A 17,530-nucleotide genomic window follows, 5' to 3' on the forward strand; every position below is an offset into this window, starting at 1 on the left:
CGACCTTCGCCTTGAACTCGGGCGCGTGCTGCTTGCGTTTCGACATCTCTGATCTCCTTCTCGTCGAAGATCAGCAAACTGCAATTCGTAGCTTATGTCAGTGTCCGAAATTCGGGGGGTAGCTCACATCGTCGACCTTCATGTGTTCTGGCAAAATGAGCGTTCGGTGATGCGCGGCTCCTTCCGCAAGAGCGAAAGGTGTCGGAGCTACATACATTTTGCGGTCGCGCACGAGGATATCGCCGTAGCTGCCAAATCCCCGAAAGCTCTTGTTTTTATGCTCGTATGTGTTGTCGGCGTTTAGAAAACTACCATGACAAATAACAAGATCAAGCACAGGATAGCGATTTCCGTCTGGGTTCACTGGATAGCGGCCAAAAACATAGAAGACTTGCCGACCGTTGTGTTCTCCACACGGAAGTTGACTGTTGCAATCGTAGTCCGCGTCACGCCCTGGATATGCCAACCCCTTCAGTTCGTAGCCTTCGGTGTGGCGCACGAGTTTGAAGTCAGGATAGGTGTTTCGGCCAGGCTCATCGTAGTTTTCACCAAGATCATCTAGGCGAGATTTGAACCAGTTTTGGAAATGGAACTCTTTGTCGTTCCGCCCCTCACGCTCAATGAGAACATTTTCGCGCATAGCGGATACGCAGTGTTTGAAGATTGTACTGACTAGACTCACGACTTGACCTCGGTTTCTACACTTTTTTCAACAATATGAAGACTTTCAATGGTGGCTTCGATCTCAGGGCCACTGGCCTCCAGCAAGGACAGAGCACTTTCCAGTGAATGGGAGCGCGAGAGCTGGCGGATAAGTTGCGCCATGATGATGATCCGCACGTCATTACGGCTGAGCTTGCGACCCGACCTACGAAGTCGCGCAACCTGGTTCGCAGCCTTCGGAGTGATCGTTCCCCAAAGATCGCCGTTCCATTGGTGCTTTTCGAGTGTTGAGCGCTTGCGGCAAACCAGCACGATATCAAGATCAATGGGCTCTTTGGCCTGAAGCTTTGGCATGGCCACCGACATCTCGGCCTTGATCGGGAACGCCGCGCTGATGCCAAAGCCTGCCTCCATCAGCGCATGGAGAACGGAACTCCAGCCTTCCGAACGCGAATGATGGTATGTGAAGGCGAGCACACCTTGGTCAGAAAGCACGCGGTGACACTCTGCCCAAACTGCGCCAAGACGCTCAGTGAACGCATCAACGTTGGCGTTTTGCACTTCAGAAGGCGAGCGCGTCGTTTCGATGGCTCGCGTCCCATCTTCGCCAAGGATATGGCGCTGCCAGACGTGGAAGAAGTCGGCGAGCTGCGAATAGTGTACGTTATCGAAAAACGGCGGGTCGGTGATGATGGCATCGACCGCACCGTCCTCGATGTCGGTGACGCTAGAGTCCCCACAAGATAGGTAGACGCGCTTGCCGTTTTTGAATGACGGGAAGTCCTGGGCGAGGTCAAAGCCGAGAGGTTCCGATAGGCCATAAACCTTTTCGGTCTTGTTCTTCTGACCTGGTTCTCTCTGTAAGCGCAACTCGAAGGGATCGTCGGCGTAGTCGAGCGCGCGGCGAATTCGTCCTTCGAACATTGTCATGAATGATCCTGAACTCTTGGGCGTTCCCCAAACATTGGCTTCCAGAGGCACACGTTCAGGCTTCAGAATGTGATGCGCGAACATGTGTCGGACCGCGCCCGTGCCCTCCCCCTTGTACGAGGTGAACAAGTTATTGAATTCCAGCGCTCCCGAGAAAAGGCAGGTGAACAACTCGCGAAGAACTGGCTCCTGTATCTCGCGAATGCGATCCGCCAAGATTGACAAGGAGAGAAGCTGGCGCGCGTTGAACATCTCATGCCAGTGTCGGTAGTTGTATCCGAGCGCCTGATTGGTGTTGTAGCCTGGCTCGATACCGACAACAGGATACGCATTTGGGCGTGCGGCCAACAATTCTTCAGCACGCGCATAGGACTGGCGATCTTCGTCGGTTGCCGCCGCGTAGACTTTCTTGCCGTCCGCCGTAAGCACCAGCTTGGCATAAAGGCGGTGATCTGGGGGCGCATTCCGTTCGCGGATCGTCTTCGCGATTGGAAAGGTGTGATCGCAACTTGGGCAAGTCGCCTTTTGTCCACTCGCAGGGCCGATCTGCGGATTGAATTCCGAAGCGCAGCTTGTGCAAGTGGCATGTTCGGCATCATAGCGCACGGCATTCACTTCGCCGCAGGAAGGACAGACAGCTTGCGCCTCTGGGTGGCGCCGCGCGTAGGCATGTTTGGCAAACACTCTAGACGAGAAAAGGTCGACGCTTGTCTTGCATTCGGGGCAATCGACCTGCTTGACCCAGAAATAGTAAAGGACGTCTGCCTTCGTATCATCAGGCAAAACCGTCTTGTATTGAGCGCGGATTTGATCGGCCACGTCTCGTTCTATCTCGCGGAAAGTTCGCAAGACTGCTTCACGGTCATGAAAGGCAAGCGCGTTACGGACGAGGAAATGCGCGACGGGGTTGATATCCCTTCCAATGGCACGAGCGCCTAACTTTGCCGCCTCACCGATTGTCGTTCCGCTTCCCATGAATGGGTCAAAGACGGTCAGGTCTTTCACGCGAATAGGGCGATAGAAAGCGTTCAATACATCGGTGCCAGAGGGCGTCAACGCGCCAAGGGCAATGGCGCGGAACACCGTGCCAAGGCGTTGCGCCCACCATTTGTGAATGTGGTAGATGGGGCGGTTGATCTCTTTGCGCCAGCTCTCGACTTCGGCAACGTCGCTGATAGCCTCAAAGGGAAACTCGTCGTCTTCAAGCGAGCAAGGACCAGAGAATGGCGCAAGCGTAACGACGGCATCCTCATCGGCTCCGAAGTCGAAACGTTCTTGATGTTTTTGGCTGCTGCTCATCATGTTGCCTCGGCGGGTAGAATATCACCTGCAATCTGGTGTCGCACCCGTGAAAACGCAAAATCTTCCACTTTTCCACAGCGCGGGCACTCTATGCAGTAGAGAGTCAGTGATGGCAGGAAGCGCTCCGAATCGCAAGAAAGCGTTTACCCGACGAACTGGGCTCAGGGGCGGCGAAAGGTCCTCTGATCTTGGTTCACCTTCGACAAGATGGCGGCATCCAAACGGCGCACGGTTGGTCAGGGATGCAAGGGGCACGAAGGCTCCTGCTCGATGGGATGGTTCCAAGGACAGGGTAGCGCGAAAGCTCCCTTCCTGGTCTCGATGAAATCGTCTCCATGAAATGGTCATGGGGGTATCGGGGGGAGCAGGAACGCTCCCCTGATTGGTGATCGGACGGCCAGACGTTCGTGCATGGTTCGGTGCAGGTGGAGAGGCACTTCTCCAAGCCCTGCGAGTGGTTGATCGGCGATACGATCTTCTGGCTCTGGAACGGGTTCAATGCCCTGGAAGAGCCACGGCCTGGGGGATGCAACGGGGGCGCGCAGCGAGCCCCCTTGCCAAGATGGTGTTGTAGTACAACACACATCTTGCGGTGGCTCTTAACCAAGATTTTCTCGTCCTATCAGGTATTTGGGCGCGCATACCTAACAGGATTCCATCGAACACCGTGAAGCACGGATCATCACGAAACCGTGATCTCATTTGACAAATGGACCGAAGAGTCTTGTAGAGTCTAGATGAGACACGAACGCGCACACAATCCAATCGGGAAGTTTTTAGGCGGCGGATCAGTCATTGCGATTGCCGCCGCTTTGTCACGTGCCACAGGCGCGGCGAGTGATCCCGTCTCTGCCGCCTACTCGGGCTTCATGCTCCTGGCGGGCATCTGGCTCGTCGCGAGCGGCACCCTCGATCTCATCCGCAAGATTGCCCTGCGCATTGCGCGCAAGCGGGCCGAGAAGCCCACGGGCGTCTATGGCGAGGCCAAGCTGGCCACGCCGCAGGACTGCGCCGATGCTGGCCTGACAAAGCCGAACGGATTGTTCCTCGGGATGCTGCGCGGCATACCGATCTTCTTCAACGGCAAGGCGCACCTCATCACCGTTGCCCCCGCTCGGCAGGGCAAAGGCATCACGGTCGTCATCCCGAACCTGCTGCACTATGCGGGCTCGGTTTTCGTCACCGATCCGAAGGGTGAACTTGCTGCCGTAACGGCACGGCATCGGCGCGAGCGGTTTGGACAGAAGATCATCTATCTAAATCCGTGGGGGCTGCACGGCCTTCCGCGTCATCGCTACAACCCGCTCCAGCCGCTCATCGAGATGGAGGCTGATCCGCGCCGCCATCATGAGCTGGGCGATGCGGCACGGGCGCTTGCCCTGCAACTGATCCCCGAACCTGCGGGCGGGGATAAGAACCAGTATTTCAGGGACGCCTCGCGCAACCTGCTCGAAGGTCTGATCCTCTACCTAGTAACCCGAGGCAGGCCCGAGCGTTGCACGCTGCCCGAACTCTGGCGGCTCGTCAAAAACACCGAACTGCTGGAAATGACCTTCATTGCGATGGCGGATTCAGACGCCCTCGACGGCATTGTCATGGCCTATGGCAAGGAATTCCTGAACCAGCTCGAAGACGGCGCAAAGCAATTCACGGATTTCCGCACGGGCGTTTCGAACGCGCTCCAGATTTTCCGCCCTGGCGGATTGTTGGCCGAGGCCGCGTCGGGCTCGGATGTGACCCTGCAAGACCTCAAGACCGAAAGCACGACGGTCTATGTGATGATCCCCGCCGAACGGATCAGCGAATACGGCGTCTGGCTGGCCTTGGTGACAAAGCACGCCATCAACGCGGTCGCCACGGGGCAGCGCGGCGAGCAGGTTCTGTTCCTGCTCGACGAGTTTGCCAACATGGGGCGGATCGCGGGGCTTTCCGAAGCCCTGACGCTCCTGCCAGGTTATGGCGTCCGCGTTTGGTCCATCGTGCAAGACCTTTCGCATCTGGCGCAGGTCTATGGCCGCGACACAGCGAACATCATCCTGAGCCAGTCCGAGGTGAAGCAATTCTTCGCGGTGCAGGACATGGACCTCGCGCAGCGGCTGTCAAAGCAAATGGGCGAGCAATCCATCGTCACGCGCAGCTACAATCTCGGCCAGCCCGATGCGGACGAACTGAACGTCAGCGTCTCCGAGCGCGGCGTGTCGCTCATGCTGCCGCAGGACATCATGGGTCTGCCCGACGATCACCAGCTAGTTTTCGTGAAATCCGCCCCGCCCATTCTGGCCGAGAAGGTTCCGTATTGGGACGTGTCGCCTTGGGTGGATTGGGCCGATCAGAACCCCATGGAAGGCGATCACCCGCGTGGCGGCAAGCCGCGCCTGCGCCTTCGCTACACCATCAAGGGAGGCAAGCATGACTGAGGTGAAAGTCGTAGTCCTTGGCCGCAAGCCGCCGCGCCCGCGCCGCTTCAAGTGGCTGCGGACGACGCGGATCAAGCAGGCGCAGCCGAAGCCAGGCACCGCCTTCCGCCTTGTCAAAGTTGCTTGGTGGATCGTGAAGCCGCGCCGCGCAAGCTGGGCGCTCGCCTCAATCGTCGCCATAGTGGTCATGTTCGGCACGCCGCACATGCTCTTGACCTATCAGTGCCTCTGGCGCGGCACGCCTGGGCAGCGCTGCACCGCCTGCTCGTACATCGGGGTGCAGGGCATGCGTGGGTATGTCGGTCTCGACGGCAACTGCCCTCTCATCATGCTGCTGCCCGTCGATTGGGCGGCAGTGAAAAAGCAATTCCTGACGCAATGAACGATTTCCAAAGGAGCGAGACCATGAGCCTTGTCGAAGAGACAAAACTTAGGATCACGGGCAAGCCGCGCCTGACGCGGCTCGGGAACAGTGTGAGGCTGACTGCCACGCATCGCCTGCCCTCCAGCGGAGACGAGGCTGTGACAGCGTTCCGCATCATGGGCGCTGTTGGTGCTGTCGCCGTTCTGGTGGCACAATACCGCCCCGAACTCCCGCCCGATCCGAACGCCAATATCTTCCTCGAATTCGGCAACAGTGTCGTTGCGGGCCTCTCGAATGCAGTCGCCCGCCTGGGCGAAGTCATCGAGCAACGCACGCTCGACGTGCCGCTGGAAAGTCTTCGCGGGTGGGGTCTGGCGTTGGCCGTCTTCGGCGGCGAATGGCTGTTCCGCAATTCGGGGCTGTTCGATCTCTACATGTACCTGACCAATCGGGAAGAGGTGAAGATCACGATTGACGGCGAAACCCTGTCGGTTCGGCGCGGGACGTTTGGCCTGCCCAAGCGGTTTTCGCGGGATGGCATTCAAGATGTTCTGATCCTGCCCAACCACAAGACGGGCCATGATGTTGTGCTCCAGCATGACGGCGATCTGAAGCGCCTAGCGAGCATCTATGGCGATCTGACGAGGCCGACGCTTTTCAAGCTGAAACTCACAGAAGCGCTGAACAAAGCGACGCACTAGCGGGCGCGGGCAAAGAACAGCCCGCATCCGTTGGGACAGTACAAACTTCAAACCATCACAGAAGGACAAAGCAATGTCGAACCAACAACATCAACAAGGGCAAAGAGACGCCCAACAGGGCAAAGGCCCTCAGAACACTCACGGCATGAACCATCAGGCCGCCAACAGCTACAACGCGGGCTACCGACAGGGCGCTAGCGGAAATAACGGAAATGGAGGCAACAAGTGATGCCAAGCGGGCCGCTGTAGCGGCGGCCCGCACCGCAAGCTCAGTTCACAATGCACGAACAACCCACTGAAAAAATGCAAAAAGTCACCCAGAATTTTACGAACAACAACCAAAGGTTGTATACTTAAAGATAGGGCATCGTTCGCGCTGTCCAGAAAGGTAAGACCATGAAAGACGATATCAGAAACGGCAACGGCACTAGCCTCTCTGAGAATTTCGCCTCTTCGGCGCAGCGCACCCTGACAATCGACGTGGCCGCGTATCAGGAATTCCTTGATAACCCCGACATGTCGCCAGAGCAGAGAGAAGACTTTCTGCTCGCCATTTGGAGCGTTGTCGTGACGTTTGTAGAACTCGGGTTCGGCGTCCATCCGCTGCAAGAAATCAGTGGAAAAGAGGGCGAAACGGGCGATCAGCGTCCCAAAGCGGCCTTCGATCAGGTAAGATCAAAGGATCAGCGAATACACAGAAACGATAGAGATTCCGGCCCTTCGGGCAGTCTGGAGATAGAATGAGAAATTTTGAGAAACAGGACAAGGAGATAGCCAAAGCCGTCATCTACTGCCGTGTGTCGAGCAGCAAGCAAACGGTACAGGGCGACGGCCTGAACTCTCAGGAAACCCGTTGTCGCGACTTCGCGAAGTACAAGGGTTATGAGGTGGTCGAGGTCTTTCGTGATGACAGCTCAGGCGGCGTGACCACTCGCCCAGGCATGCAGTCCATGCTTGATTTCCTGCGCAGGCGTAGCAGCGATACGCACGCGGTCATCATTGACGACATCAGCCGCCTAGCGCGGGGGCTGATGGCGCATATCGAGCTTCGCATGAAAATCGACAAGGCGGGCGGCGTGCTCGTGAGCCCTTCCATTGAATTCGGCGAAGATTCGGACTCGCAACTGGTCGAAAACCTGCTGGCGTCGGTGTCACAGCACCAGCGCCAGAAAAATGGCGAGCAGACCACCAATAGAATGCGTGCGCGCACTCAGAACGGTTATTGGGTGTTCCAAGCGCCAATCGGCTATCGCTATGAGCGCGTCAGCGGTCACGGCAAGGTTCTTGTCCGAGACGAACCGAACGCCACAGCGTTGCAGGAAGCGCTTGAAGGCTATGCCTCGGGGCGCTTTGCAACGCAGGTTGAGGTGAAGCGCTTTCTGGAGCGGCAACCTTTCTTCCCGAAAGACCCGAAGAACGGGAAAATCCACAACCAGCGCATCTACGATCTGCTGACGCGCGTTGTCTATGCGGGCTACATCGAGGTTCCGAACTGGAACGTCAGTCTGCGCAAGGGGCAGCATGAGGGTCTGATAAACTTCGAGACCTATGAGCGCATTCAGAAACGCCTGAAATCCACGGCCAAGGCTCCAGCGCGCAAGGATATCAGCGCGGACTTCCCGTTGCGCGGATTCGTCCTGTGCGACGACTGCGGGAAGCCGCTGACGGCTTGCTGGTCGCAGGGCAAGAACGACAAGTACCCCTACTATCTGTGTCCCACCAAGGGCTGCGCGAGCTATCGAAAGTCGATCAAGCGCGAAAAGCTGGAGGGGGAGTTCGAGGACTTGCTGCGGCGTCTGGAGCCCTCTGAGGGGCTTTTCAAGCTTGTGAGGGCCATGTTCCGCGACGCATGGAACATGCAGCTCCAGAAGTCGCTAGAAGGCGCTAGCGTCCTGAAAGCGAACATTCGGCGCTTGGAAAAGCAGATCGACCAGATTCTGGATCGGATCGTCGATGCTTCGAACGATTCAGTGGTATCGGCTTATGAGAAAAAAATCGCAAAGCTAGAACGCGAGAAGGTGCTGACCGAAGAAAACCTGTCGAAAGCAGGCAAGCCTCGGCACACCTTTGAGGAGTCGTTCGAACACGCAATCCGATTTCTCTCAAGCCCTTGGAAAATATGGCGTAATGCCGATCTGACCATGAAGAAAACAGTGCTCAGACTGGCATTTTCGGAGCCTTTGCCCTATCGCCGAAATGAGGGACTTCGAACACCTAATTTATCCTTCCCATTCAAGGCTTTAGGTCAATTTTCAACTGGAAAATGTGAGATGGCGCACCCGATAGGATTCGAACCTATGGCCTCTGCCTTCGGAGGGCAGCGCTCTATCCAGCTGAGCTACGGGTGCCGCGTGGGGCGTCGTATAGGACATCGCGGCGGGCACCGCAATTGCAAATCATCGCTTGTTTCCACTTGCTTGTGGCTGATTGCTAGGGACAATTGTCGGCATGATCAGCAACACGCCCCCCGCGCCCCGACCGACGCCTCTCTGGCTGCTTCTGACCCTGCAAACGGCGGTCTCTGCCGCGTCGCTGGTGGTCGAAATCGTGGCGGGCCGAATGTTGGCGCCGCACGTGGGCATGTCGCTTTATACATGGACCTCGATCATCGCCGTGGTGCTGGCGGGGTTTTCCGCCGGGCATTGGTGGGGCGGACGGTTGGCAGAGCGGCCCCTTGGCTCGGCCCTTGCCCGCACGGGGGGCGCTTTGCTGGCGGCGGCGCTGACCACGGGCGGCGCGGTCAGCCTGCTGCGGCTGCTGGCCGGGCCGGTGCTGACGGCTGTCGATCATCCGGTCTGGGGGATCACCGCGATCAGCCTGGTGGTGTTCTTTTTGCCGTCCTTCTTTGCCGGGGTTCCGGCGCCGGTGCTGGCCCATGTCGCCGTGCAGGGGGCCAAGAAACCGGGCCGCGCGCTCGGGGCGATCTTTGCGGCGGGTGCGGTCGGGGCCATCGCGGGCACGCTGTTGGCCGGGTTTCTCTTCATCTCGTGGCTGGGGACAGCGGCGACGCTGGCGGTGGTGACGGCGACCTATGTCCTGGCCGGGGCGCTCTTGCTGTGGCTGTCAAGGGCGCGGGCCTTTCGCGTCGCGGGCGTTGCATCGCTGGCTGCGCTCGGCCTTGCGGGGCTGGCCCTGTCGGCGCCCAATCCCTGCACCGTCGAAAGCACCTATTTCTGCATCCGAACCGTTGACATGTCCGCCGATCCCGACAGCCCCGTCCACCTGATGGTGATCGACCATTTGGGGCATGGGATGAGCGCCCGCGACGTGCCGACTGTGATGTTCACCGAACATGCCGCGATGCTGGATGAGCTGGCCCGCCGCCGCGCGCCGCGTCCGGCGTTCACAAGCTTTTTCATTGGCGGCGGCAGCTACTCTATCCCCCGCGCGTTTCAGAACCACGGCACCGGTGCGATGACCGTGGCCGAGATCGACCCCGCCGTGACGGCGCTGGCCGAACGGGACTTCTGGTTTGACCCTGCCGGTATCACCATCCTGCACGAAGACGCGCGCCGCGCCCTGCTGACGCGGCCCGACACGCACTATGATGTGATTATCGGCGACGCGTTCACCGATGTGGTGGTGCCCGTTCATCTGGTGACGCGAGAATTCTTCGAACTGGCCCGCGACCGGCTGACCGAGGATGGCACCTTGCTGATGAATGTCATCGACTACGAGGACCGGTTGCAGGCGCTGTCCTCGGTGGTGGCGACGCTGCAAGAGGTCTTCCCGAGTGTCGAGGTCTGGACCCAAGCGGGCCCGCCAGAGCCGGGCAGCCGCATGGTCTTTGTGATCGCGGCGGGAAACCAGCCCTCGCCCTTCGACACGTTTAACGCGCCAATGCCCTACCGGATGACCTTCGGCGCGCTCGCGGACCGGTTCGTGCAGCAACTGGCCGATGCGCGCGGGCAGGTGCTGACCGACGATTACGCCCCCATAGACCGGTTGATCGGGCGGCCGGATTAACCGGGCTTTCGCGCCTTGGCCAGCATCGTCATTTCCGGAATCATTTCGTCCACGCTGACCGCCTCAAAGCCCGTGTCGGACAAACTGTCCTCCAGCCATGTTTCATCCAAGGACCGCGCGCGGGGGGTAAAGGCCGTGTGCTGCAATTGCCAGAGCGCGGCCAGTTTTGGCCCCGTCCGGTCGGCGCGCACCACGAAATCGTGGATCAGCAACAGACCGCCGGGTGTCAGCCGTTCCCACGCCGCCTCGATCAGCCCGGCATGGGTCGCGCCCGGCACGCCGGACATAAGGTAGGACATGAGAATGACGTCCTGCCCCATCGGCCACTTGGTTTCCAGCGCGTTGCCTTCGACATAGGTGATCCGATCCGTCAGGCCGGCCTTGGCCACGTAGTCACGCCCAAGGGCGGCAACGTTGGGGAAATCGACGATGGTGGCGCTGAGATTTGGGTTCGCGCCGCACAAGGTAATCGCAAAGGCCCCGGTGCCCCCGCCCACATCCAGCATCCGCCGCGCTGCCGTCAGGTCCAGCCGTTTCGCCAGTTGACGCGCCGGACCGAGCGAGCCGGAATGCTGGCTGTCGGAATAGAGCTTGGCTTCGTCCGGGTCCGAGAACCACTCGGCATAAGACGCGGTCGCCTCGTCCGGCAAGCTGCCGGTCAGGGCCTCGTCGATCTGGTCGAGCAGGCCATACATCTGGCGACCCACTTGCAGGCGCAGGTAGTCACCGAAGTCATAGGTCGCGCCGTGAACCAGGAACGCCTCGGCCGCGGGGGAATTGGCAAAGGCCCCCTCGCCTTCCGGCACCACAAGGCCAAGCCCGGTAAGAGCGGTCAACAGGGTGCGGGCGCGTTCGGTATCCAGATCGGTTTGGGCGGCCAGTGCCGCGCAATCGAGCGGCCCGTCACGCAACGCGGTAAACACGCCATGTTCCAACGCTGCAAACAAGGCCTTCGACCCCATGAAGCCAAAGGCAATCTCCGAAATCTGGTCCGCCGTGGTAAGCGCGCCCATGTCGTCCTCCTGAATTCGATGCAATTGCACCGATCTTATCAGGAGGCGCGCGCAAGGACCACATGCGACATTTGAATGTCGCTTTCAGGCATAGGTGACTGCCGAAAATTCAGGCGAAAAGATCGTGGCAGAGCTCCAAAGCATCGACCAGCGCATCGACCTCGGCCTCGGTGTTGTACATGCCGAAACTCGCCCGGCAGGTCGCGGTAACACCCAGATGTTCCATCAGCGGCTGTGCGCAATGGTGCCCGGCCCGCACCGCCACGCCCTTCTTGTCGAGCACGGTCGAGATGTCATGGGCATGGGCCGCACCCTCCAGCGTGAAGCTGAAGATCGCACCCTTGGTGGCCGAGGTGCCCTGCACGTTCAGCCAGTTCAGCCCGTCGAGCTTTTGCCGCGCATAGGCGCAAAGCTGCTTTTCGTGGGCCGCGATCTTTTCCATCCCGACGCCCATCATATAGTCCAGCGCAACGCCAAGGCCGATTTGCTGGACGATGCCGGGCGTGCCCGCCTCGAATTTCATCGGCGGGTCATTATAGGTTACCACATCGCGGGTCACATCACGGATCATGTCCCCGCCGCCCATGAAGGGACGCATCTCGGCCAGCCGCGGCTTGCGGATATGAATGGCGCCCGAGGCCGACGGACCATAGAGCTTGTGGCCCGTGATGGCGTAGAAATCCGCCCCGATCTCTTCGACATCGACCGGCATGTGGACAGCGGCCTGAGAGCCGTCGACCAGAACCGGCACGCCCTTTTCCTTCGCCCCGGCGACGATTGATTTGACGTCCACCACGGTGCCCAGAACATTGGACATATGGGTAACGGCCACCAGCCGCGTGCGCGGGGTGATCGCGTTCAGAACCGCCTGCGGGTCGAGGTCCCCATTGGCGTCCACATCGACCCAGACCAGTTTCACCCCCTGCCGTTCACGCAGGAAATGCCACGGAATGATATTGGCGTGATGCTCGGCGATAGAGAGCACGATCTCATCGCCTGCCCCCATCCGGGGCATGGCCCAGGAATAGGCGACAAGGTTGATGCCCTCGGTGGTGCCGGTGGTAAAGACGATCTCGTCCTCATCCCTGGCACCCAGGAACCGCGCGATGGTGCCGCGCGTGCCCTCGTATTTCTCGGTGGCGAGGGTCGAAAGGTAATGCAGGCCCCGGTGAACATTCGCATATTCCTCGGCATAGCCGCGCGTGATCGCGTCGATCACCACCTGCGGCTTCTGCGCCGAGGCGCCATTGTCGAGATAGACCAGCGGTTTGCCATTCACCTGCCGCGACAGGATCGGGAAATCGGCGCGGATTTTTTCAACGTCATACATCGGTTGCGGTCCTTTCACAGGATCCTCAGGCCCATGGCCGAAAACAGGATAGAAAGCAGTACGGCCAATGCCAGAAGCGACAGGATGATGCCGCCAAAGACAAGCCCAAGTGAGTCGAAGCCATGAAGCTCGGCCACGAAATGCACCGCCAGCCAGAAGAAGAGCGCCAGCCCCACCAGCATCAGCACATCCGCAACCGGTGGCATCAGCACCAAGGCAACGACCTGCGCGGCGTTTAGGCAAAGCAGGATGAACTGCGCCCAGACCACCAGCGTCAGCGACTGGTCGAAACTGCCGGTGCCGCCCACGGCCCGCCCGATCCGATAGGCCGCGAACACCACCACAAGGCCGACGATGGCCTCGAAAACTGTGAGCGTCGTCGCGGTCTGCACCGGGATGGCCACGCCGTCCGGCGCCGGAACGAAGGCATAGACGATGGTCTTGAACATGGCCGAGATGACCAGTTCCAGCAGGTAGAATTGCAACAGCACGCCGCGCGGCAGCTCCAGATCCATCATCGTCCGCGCGCCTTCGCGAGGCGTGGACACGGTGCGACGGGCCATCCGCAACAGCGTGGGCAGGTTCAACAGGAAGCTCATGGCGCGGCCCCCTCCGGGCGCTCGGCCTCGATCAGCGACAGGCTCCAGATCGCAACGAAGGCCACCGCGACGATGACGCTCATGGCCATTTGGGCCTGCGCATTGCCCGCCAGCCCGGCGAGCGCGCGCAAAAGGAACAACGGCGAGACCGCCAGAACCGACCAGAACAGCGCAAGGCGGGCGTTGATCCCCTGCCCGGCCCCACCAAGGGCGCGCGCCACAAGGTGACTGATCCCCGCCAAAGCAAAGAACAGCAGCGGCCAGACGAATATCCACGCAAAGAACGTAATCGCAAGGCGGGCATCCATCGGCGCCTCGCCCTCGGCCCCGGTGCCCTGCATCACGAGGTCGGGCACCTGGCTGAGATAGATGATCAGGCACCCCACCATAAGGTAAATGAACCCGCGCGCCTCGGGGCGCGGGTCACGCTCGGTCGCCGCCATCAGACGGCGCATCACCTCACGCGGGGCGCGGTAGCTGCGCAGGATTTCCCAGGAAACCGCCACGCGCCTACCCCCGGCGCCGGTCGAGCCAGCCCTGCAAGCGGGCAAGGATATCGGCGCGCAGGCCCTCGTCCTCGATCTCTTCAATCGCTTCGGCAAGGAAGGCCAGCACCATCAGGTCGGTGGCGATATCCTCGGGCACCCCGCGTGAGCGCAGGTAGAACAGTGCATCTTCGTCGATCGCCCCGGTGGTCGAGCCGTGAGAACATTGCACGTCGTCGGCGTAGATTTCCAACTCGGGTTTGGCCTGGAAGACCGAGTCGTCGTCGAGCAGCAGCGACTGGCTGATCTGGTAGCCATCGGTTTTTTGCGCGTCGGGCTTCACAAGGATCTTGCCTTGAAACACGCCCTCGGCCCCGTTTCGCATGACCTTCTTGAAGACCTGACGGCTTTCGCAATTCACCGCGTCATGGGTGACGAACACGGTGTCGTCATGGTGAAACGCGCCATAGGCCGCGTCGCCCACAGCCGCCCCCGCGATATGGACGGTGGAGTCGTCACCGACCAGCTCCACCACCTGTTCGTTGCGCGTCAGCACACCGTTCACGGTCAGGGTAAAGCTCTTGTAGGTCGCATTGGCGCCAAGCCGAGCGAACATATGGGTCGAGGCACGGCGTTCGTGGTCGCGGCCCTGTGCGCGAACATGGTGGAAACGCCCGGTATCGGCCACTTCGACCTCGGTCACCTTGGAAAAGCGCGCGGCGGCCGGGCCGTTTTCAAGGACGGTCACCTCCGCGCCCGGCTCCACCTTCACCAAGTGATGCAACATCGCGTCGGAAGCTTCTGATTTATGGAGATAAATCAAGCTGATCGGCTTGGGCGCCCTGCCGGTTGCATGGATCACGATGCCGTCGCTGGCAAAGGCGGTGTTCAGCGCCGCGTGGGGCCGCACCACCGGGGTTTGGCCGCGTTCTTCCAACACACCAAAGAGATCACGCGCCCAGTGGATATCGCGGTTGAGCGCATCGGACAGGCGTTCGATCTCGACACCCGCCATCGACAGATCATCCGACGCTTCGGCATCGAACACCCCATCCACGAAAACGATCTTGAGCCGGTCCACATCGGAGAAGGGCATCGCCTCGTCGGTTGCGAACACCGCCGCACGCGGGGCGTCGGGCTGGTTCAACGAGGTCGGATCGGTGAACTTCCAATACTCGTCGCGACGACCGGGCAGGCCCGAGGCCGCCAGGCGCGACCGGGCCTCGGCCCGCGCCTCTTCCGCCCAAGCCGCACCTTTGGGGGCGGACAGCGTGGAAAGCCGGGCCTCCAGCGGGTCTTGTTTTACTGCCGGGGCTGCCATTACACACCCTCCGCCATCAGGTCTGCGTAGCCATTCTTCTCGACCTCAAGCGCCAACTCGGGGCCGCCGGTCTTGATGATGCGACCACCGGCCATGATATGCACCACGTCAGGCTGGATGTGGTCCAGAAGCCGCTGGTAGTGAGTGATGACAAGGAACCCGCGATCAGGGCTGCGCAGCGCGTTGACGCCATCGGCCACCAGTTTCATCGCGTCCACGTCAAGGCCCGAGTCGGTCTCGTCCAGAATGCACATCTTGGGTTCCAGCATCGCCATTTGCAGGATCTCGTTGCGCTTTTTCTCGCCGCCCGAGAAGCCCACGTTGACCGGGCGTTTCAGCATTTCGGCGTCGATCTTGAGCGTTTTGGCCTTTTCACGGACCACCTTGAGGAACTCGGCCGCGCTCATTTCCTCTTCGCCGCGGGCCTTGCGCTGTGCGTTCACAGCGGTGCGCAGGAAGGTCATGTTGCCGACACCGGGAATTTCCACCGGGTATTGGAAGGCAAGGAAGACGCCCGCCGCGGCACGGTCTTCGGGGTCCATATCGAGCAGGTTTTCCCCGGCCAGCAGGGCTTCGCCCTCGGTCACGTCATAGCCACCCTTGCCGGACAGGACATAGGACAGGGTCGATTTTCCAGAGCCGTTCGGCCCCATGATCGCGTGCACTTTGCCCGCTTCGACTGTCAGGTCGACCCCTTTAAGGATCTGCTTGTCTTCTTCTTCCAGAGAGACGTGCAAGTTCTTGATTTCAAGCATGGAAAACCTCTTTCGCATGAGGGCAGACCCCGGCGGGCACGGATGCCCCCGAGTCTGCGGAGTTCTGATTTCGGCCGCTTAGAAAAGCGCCAGATGAGAGGGGTCGGTCAGACGGATGACCTGATGCACCCAATCTTCGGAAAAGATCATGGCGAAGAGCACCGGAAAGCGATGCACCGCCATGTGCATGGTAAAGGCCATCACGAACATGCCAAAGCTCTTGGCCGCCACATGCTCGGGCCGTCGAAAGTTGAAGATCTGGTGCAGCACGATTCCGGCCAGAAAGGCCAGCGCCATGTCCACCGCGATGTTCGAACCGTGCAGCATGGTAGACCCCGGCGTGACACCGGTCAGGTGATACCGGGCATAGCGTGCGGCCACGACGACCAACATCCCCACCGCAACCGCGCCCACCAGCGACAGCGCATAGCCAAGCCGACGTTCGCGGTGCACCGGACGCTTGGGCGTCGTCGCCTTGCGCGCTTCGATCCGCGCGATCCGCTCGGCGAAACTGGCCGCGCTCGTATGTCCGCTCGGAGCACTCATGCCCCCCGGATGCCGGAAAAATATGGCGTCTTTCGGGATGACTTTGGGGCATTATCCGATCCCCGCCGCCGTGCCCCTGGCTGAACCCATCGGCATGGTGTTGGTTGGCAAGGTCGTTGCCCCATGTCACACCCGGAACGGGGCCGCTGACCCGCCTGACGGGGGGGCATTCGGCATTTGGCGTGGTGGTCACGATCATCGCCTAGCCTTCCTCTGCCGCCGTGTCGCGGCGCTGATGGTGACGAAAGCGCGCGATATACTCATCCGGCAGGTCCGCCGGGGCCGCGCCACGCCCAATCAGGTGGTCCATGCAGTGCAGTGCCAGATCGGGGCTGTTGAAGACGCTGTCGGCGGCGAAGGCCAGATGCATCAACTGGTCGTCGCTGAACTCTGCCCCGACATCGGCGTCGCGGATATAGACTGCATCGCCGTCCAGCAACTGGCTGGTCAGCCGTGCGCGCACAACCTGCTCTTCATGCTCATGGGGCATCATCACCGATTTGGTGAACAGGAACTTGTGCAGCTTGAAGCCTTGTGCCCGAAGCTCCTGATCGAGGTCGCCGAACATCGGTTCGCCCTCGTAGATGCGATGAAACCGGACCTCGGCCACGATGGCGACTGCGCGGCTGAGCTTGGATAACCCGCCGCGCAGAACCTCCAACTCGCCTCCCTGAAGATCCATCTTCAGCAGGTCGAGATCGGGCAGGTCGGCCAGCGTGTCCAGCGTAACGGTGGTCAGTGGCATGGCCTCGATCTTGGGGTTGAGCCAACCCTCCTTGCCGATCGAGCGCAGCGCCGCCGCGTCCATCGGATAAAGCGAGGTAAAGCCCGCCGCCGGATGCACATAGAGCGTCCGTTGCCCCGGCAGCCCGACCGCCTTGCAGAAATAGGTTTCGTTCGGGCGACCTTCGGCCACCAGTTTCTCATACTGCTCGGGGTTGGGTTCGAACCCGTAGACATGGGCCACACCATCGTCGAGCAACCCCTGATAGGGCGGCACCGACAGCGGGCTTGCGCCCACATCGCATATCCGCATATGCCGCGACGGCTCCAACGCGCCCGTCAGCACGCTGCGACGTTTGTCGGCGAAATTACCCATTTACACGTCCTTCACCCACAAAGGCCCGAGGTGGCCGGT

At 60.4% G+C, this 17,530-nt stretch carries 15 protein-coding genes, 1 tRNA gene and 1 pseudogene; 6 read left to right on the forward strand and 11 right to left on the reverse strand.

Annotation, left to right across the window (positions count from 1 at the left end; genetic code table 11):
• Positions 1-97: 97 nt before the first annotated feature.
• Positions 98-640 carry a hypothetical protein gene (locus tag BKY27_RS15465; protein ID WP_199559114.1) on the reverse strand — a complete coding sequence of 181 codons (543 nt, stop codon included), beginning with the start codon at positions 638-640 and terminating at the stop codon, positions 98-100.
• Between the two features lie 38 nt (positions 641-678).
• Entirely contained in the window at positions 679-2,895 is a 2,217-nt protein-coding gene (locus BKY27_RS15470) for a DNA methyltransferase (protein WP_071675394.1), read from the reverse strand.
• Between the two features lie 812 nt (positions 2,896-3,707).
• On the opposite strand from BKY27_RS15470, the gene BKY27_RS15475 reads away from it, so the two are divergent.
• The 5 genes and pseudogenes from BKY27_RS15475 to BKY27_RS15495 all read left to right on the forward strand — a co-directional run.
• The gene (locus BKY27_RS15475) at positions 3,708-5,312 is read left to right on the forward strand and encodes a type IV secretory system conjugative DNA transfer family protein (protein ID WP_158514988.1); all 1,605 of its coding nucleotides are present in this window, start codon (positions 3,708-3,710) and stop codon (positions 5,310-5,312) included.
• A complete protein-coding gene (locus BKY27_RS15480) occupies positions 5,305-5,694 on the forward strand; it encodes a hypothetical protein (RefSeq protein ID WP_071675396.1) in 390 nt (129 codons plus the stop codon). The genes BKY27_RS15475 and BKY27_RS15480 overlap by 8 nt, the downstream gene beginning before the upstream one ends.
• Positions 5,695-5,717: 23 nt before the next feature.
• On the forward strand, positions 5,718-6,377 hold the full coding sequence (locus BKY27_RS15485) for a hypothetical protein (protein WP_071675397.1): 660 nt from the start codon (positions 5,718-5,720) through the stop codon (positions 6,375-6,377).
• Between the two features lie 396 nt (positions 6,378-6,773).
• Positions 6,774-7,121, forward strand: a complete 348-nt coding sequence (locus BKY27_RS15490; protein ID WP_071675398.1) for a hypothetical protein — start codon at positions 6,774-6,776, stop codon at positions 7,119-7,121.
• Positions 7,118-8,158 (forward strand): annotated as a pseudogene (locus BKY27_RS15495) (recombinase family protein); the annotation flags it as partial. The gene BKY27_RS15490 and the pseudogene BKY27_RS15495, both read left to right, overlap by 4 nt.
• 490 nt (positions 8,159-8,648) lie before the next feature.
• Here BKY27_RS15495 and BKY27_RS15500 read toward each other — a convergent pair.
• Positions 8,649-8,725, reverse strand: a tRNA-Arg gene (locus BKY27_RS15500).
• Positions 8,726-8,825: 100 nt separating this feature from the next.
• On the opposite strand from BKY27_RS15500, the gene BKY27_RS15505 reads away from it, so the two are divergent.
• The gene (locus BKY27_RS15505; RefSeq protein WP_071675399.1) at positions 8,826-10,343 is read left to right on the forward strand and encodes a fused MFS/spermidine synthase; all 1,518 of its coding nucleotides are present in this window, start codon (positions 8,826-8,828) and stop codon (positions 10,341-10,343) included.
• Here BKY27_RS15505 and BKY27_RS15510 read toward each other — a convergent pair.
• The 8 genes from BKY27_RS15510 to BKY27_RS15545 form a co-directional block, all read right to left on the reverse strand.
• Positions 10,340-11,356 (reverse strand): methyltransferase, encoded by a 1,017-nt coding sequence (locus BKY27_RS15510; RefSeq protein WP_071675400.1) that lies wholly within the window; start codon positions 11,354-11,356, stop codon positions 10,340-10,342. The genes BKY27_RS15505 and BKY27_RS15510 overlap by 4 nt on opposite strands.
• Positions 11,357-11,465: 109 nt before the next feature.
• Complete coding sequence (locus tag BKY27_RS15515; RefSeq protein ID WP_071675401.1) at positions 11,466-12,686, reverse strand: cysteine desulfurase; 1,221 nt, start codon at positions 12,684-12,686, stop codon at positions 11,466-11,468.
• 14 nt (positions 12,687-12,700) lie between these two features.
• The gene (locus BKY27_RS15520; protein WP_071675402.1) at positions 12,701-13,285 is read right to left on the reverse strand and encodes a YIP1 family protein; all 585 of its coding nucleotides are present in this window, start codon (positions 13,283-13,285) and stop codon (positions 12,701-12,703) included.
• Positions 13,282-13,791: a hypothetical protein gene (locus BKY27_RS15525; protein WP_071675403.1), complete on the reverse strand. Its 510-nt coding sequence runs from the start codon at positions 13,789-13,791 to the stop codon at positions 13,282-13,284. Before BKY27_RS15525 ends, BKY27_RS15520 begins: the two co-directional genes overlap by 4 nt.
• Before the next feature lie 4 nt (positions 13,792-13,795).
• Entirely contained in the window at positions 13,796-15,091 is a 1,296-nt protein-coding gene (locus BKY27_RS15530; RefSeq protein ID WP_071675404.1) for a SufB/SufD family protein, read from the reverse strand.
• Positions 15,091-15,846, reverse strand: a complete 756-nt coding sequence (gene sufC, locus BKY27_RS15535) for a Fe-S cluster assembly ATPase SufC (protein ID WP_071675405.1) — start codon at positions 15,844-15,846, stop codon at positions 15,091-15,093. Before sufC ends, BKY27_RS15530 begins: the two co-directional genes overlap by 1 nt.
• 78 nt (positions 15,847-15,924) lie before the next feature.
• Complete coding sequence (locus BKY27_RS15540) at positions 15,925-16,392, reverse strand: hypothetical protein (RefSeq protein ID WP_071675406.1); 468 nt, start codon at positions 16,390-16,392, stop codon at positions 15,925-15,927.
• Positions 16,393-16,594: 202 nt separating this feature from the next.
• Complete coding sequence (locus tag BKY27_RS15545; RefSeq protein ID WP_071675407.1) at positions 16,595-17,491, reverse strand: FkbM family methyltransferase; 897 nt, start codon at positions 17,489-17,491, stop codon at positions 16,595-16,597.
• Between the last annotated feature and the right edge of the window lie 39 nt (positions 17,492-17,530).

Source organism: Nioella nitratireducens, from assembly GCF_001879715.1.
Lineage (GTDB): Bacteria > Pseudomonadota > Alphaproteobacteria > Rhodobacterales > Rhodobacteraceae > Nioella > Nioella nitratireducens.

Coding starts and splice junctions, on each gene's coding strand:
- BKY27_RS15470 (WP_071675394.1), bottom strand. CDS start 2,895: ATGATGAGCAGCAGCCAAAAACATCAAGAACGTTTCGACTTCGGAGCC.
- BKY27_RS15545 (WP_071675407.1), bottom strand. CDS start 17,491: ATGGGTAATTTCGCCGACAAACGTCGCAGCGTGCTGACGGGCGCGTTG.
- BKY27_RS15520 (WP_071675402.1), bottom strand. CDS start 13,285: ATGAGCTTCCTGTTGAACCTGCCCACGCTGTTGCGGATGGCCCGTCGC.
- BKY27_RS15505 (WP_071675399.1), top strand. CDS start 8,826: ATGATCAGCAACACGCCCCCCGCGCCCCGACCGACGCCTCTCTGGCTG.
- BKY27_RS15490 (WP_071675398.1), top strand. CDS start 6,774: ATGAAAGACGATATCAGAAACGGCAACGGCACTAGCCTCTCTGAGAAT.
- sufC (WP_071675405.1), bottom strand. CDS start 15,846: ATGCTTGAAATCAAGAACTTGCACGTCTCTCTGGAAGAAGAAGACAAG.
- BKY27_RS15510 (WP_071675400.1), bottom strand. CDS start 11,356: ATGGGCGCGCTTACCACGGCGGACCAGATTTCGGAGATTGCCTTTGGC.
- BKY27_RS15485 (WP_071675397.1), top strand. CDS start 5,718: ATGAGCCTTGTCGAAGAGACAAAACTTAGGATCACGGGCAAGCCGCGC.
- BKY27_RS15530 (WP_071675404.1), bottom strand. CDS start 15,091: ATGGCAGCCCCGGCAGTAAAACAAGACCCGCTGGAGGCCCGGCTTTCC.
- BKY27_RS15540 (WP_071675406.1), bottom strand. CDS start 16,392: ATGAGTGCTCCGAGCGGACATACGAGCGCGGCCAGTTTCGCCGAGCGG.
- BKY27_RS15465 (WP_199559114.1), bottom strand. CDS start 640: ATGCGCGAAAATGTTCTCATTGAGCGTGAGGGGCGGAACGACAAAGAG.
- BKY27_RS15480 (WP_071675396.1), top strand. CDS start 5,305: ATGACTGAGGTGAAAGTCGTAGTCCTTGGCCGCAAGCCGCCGCGCCCG.
- BKY27_RS15515 (WP_071675401.1), bottom strand. CDS start 12,686: ATGTATGACGTTGAAAAAATCCGCGCCGATTTCCCGATCCTGTCGCGG.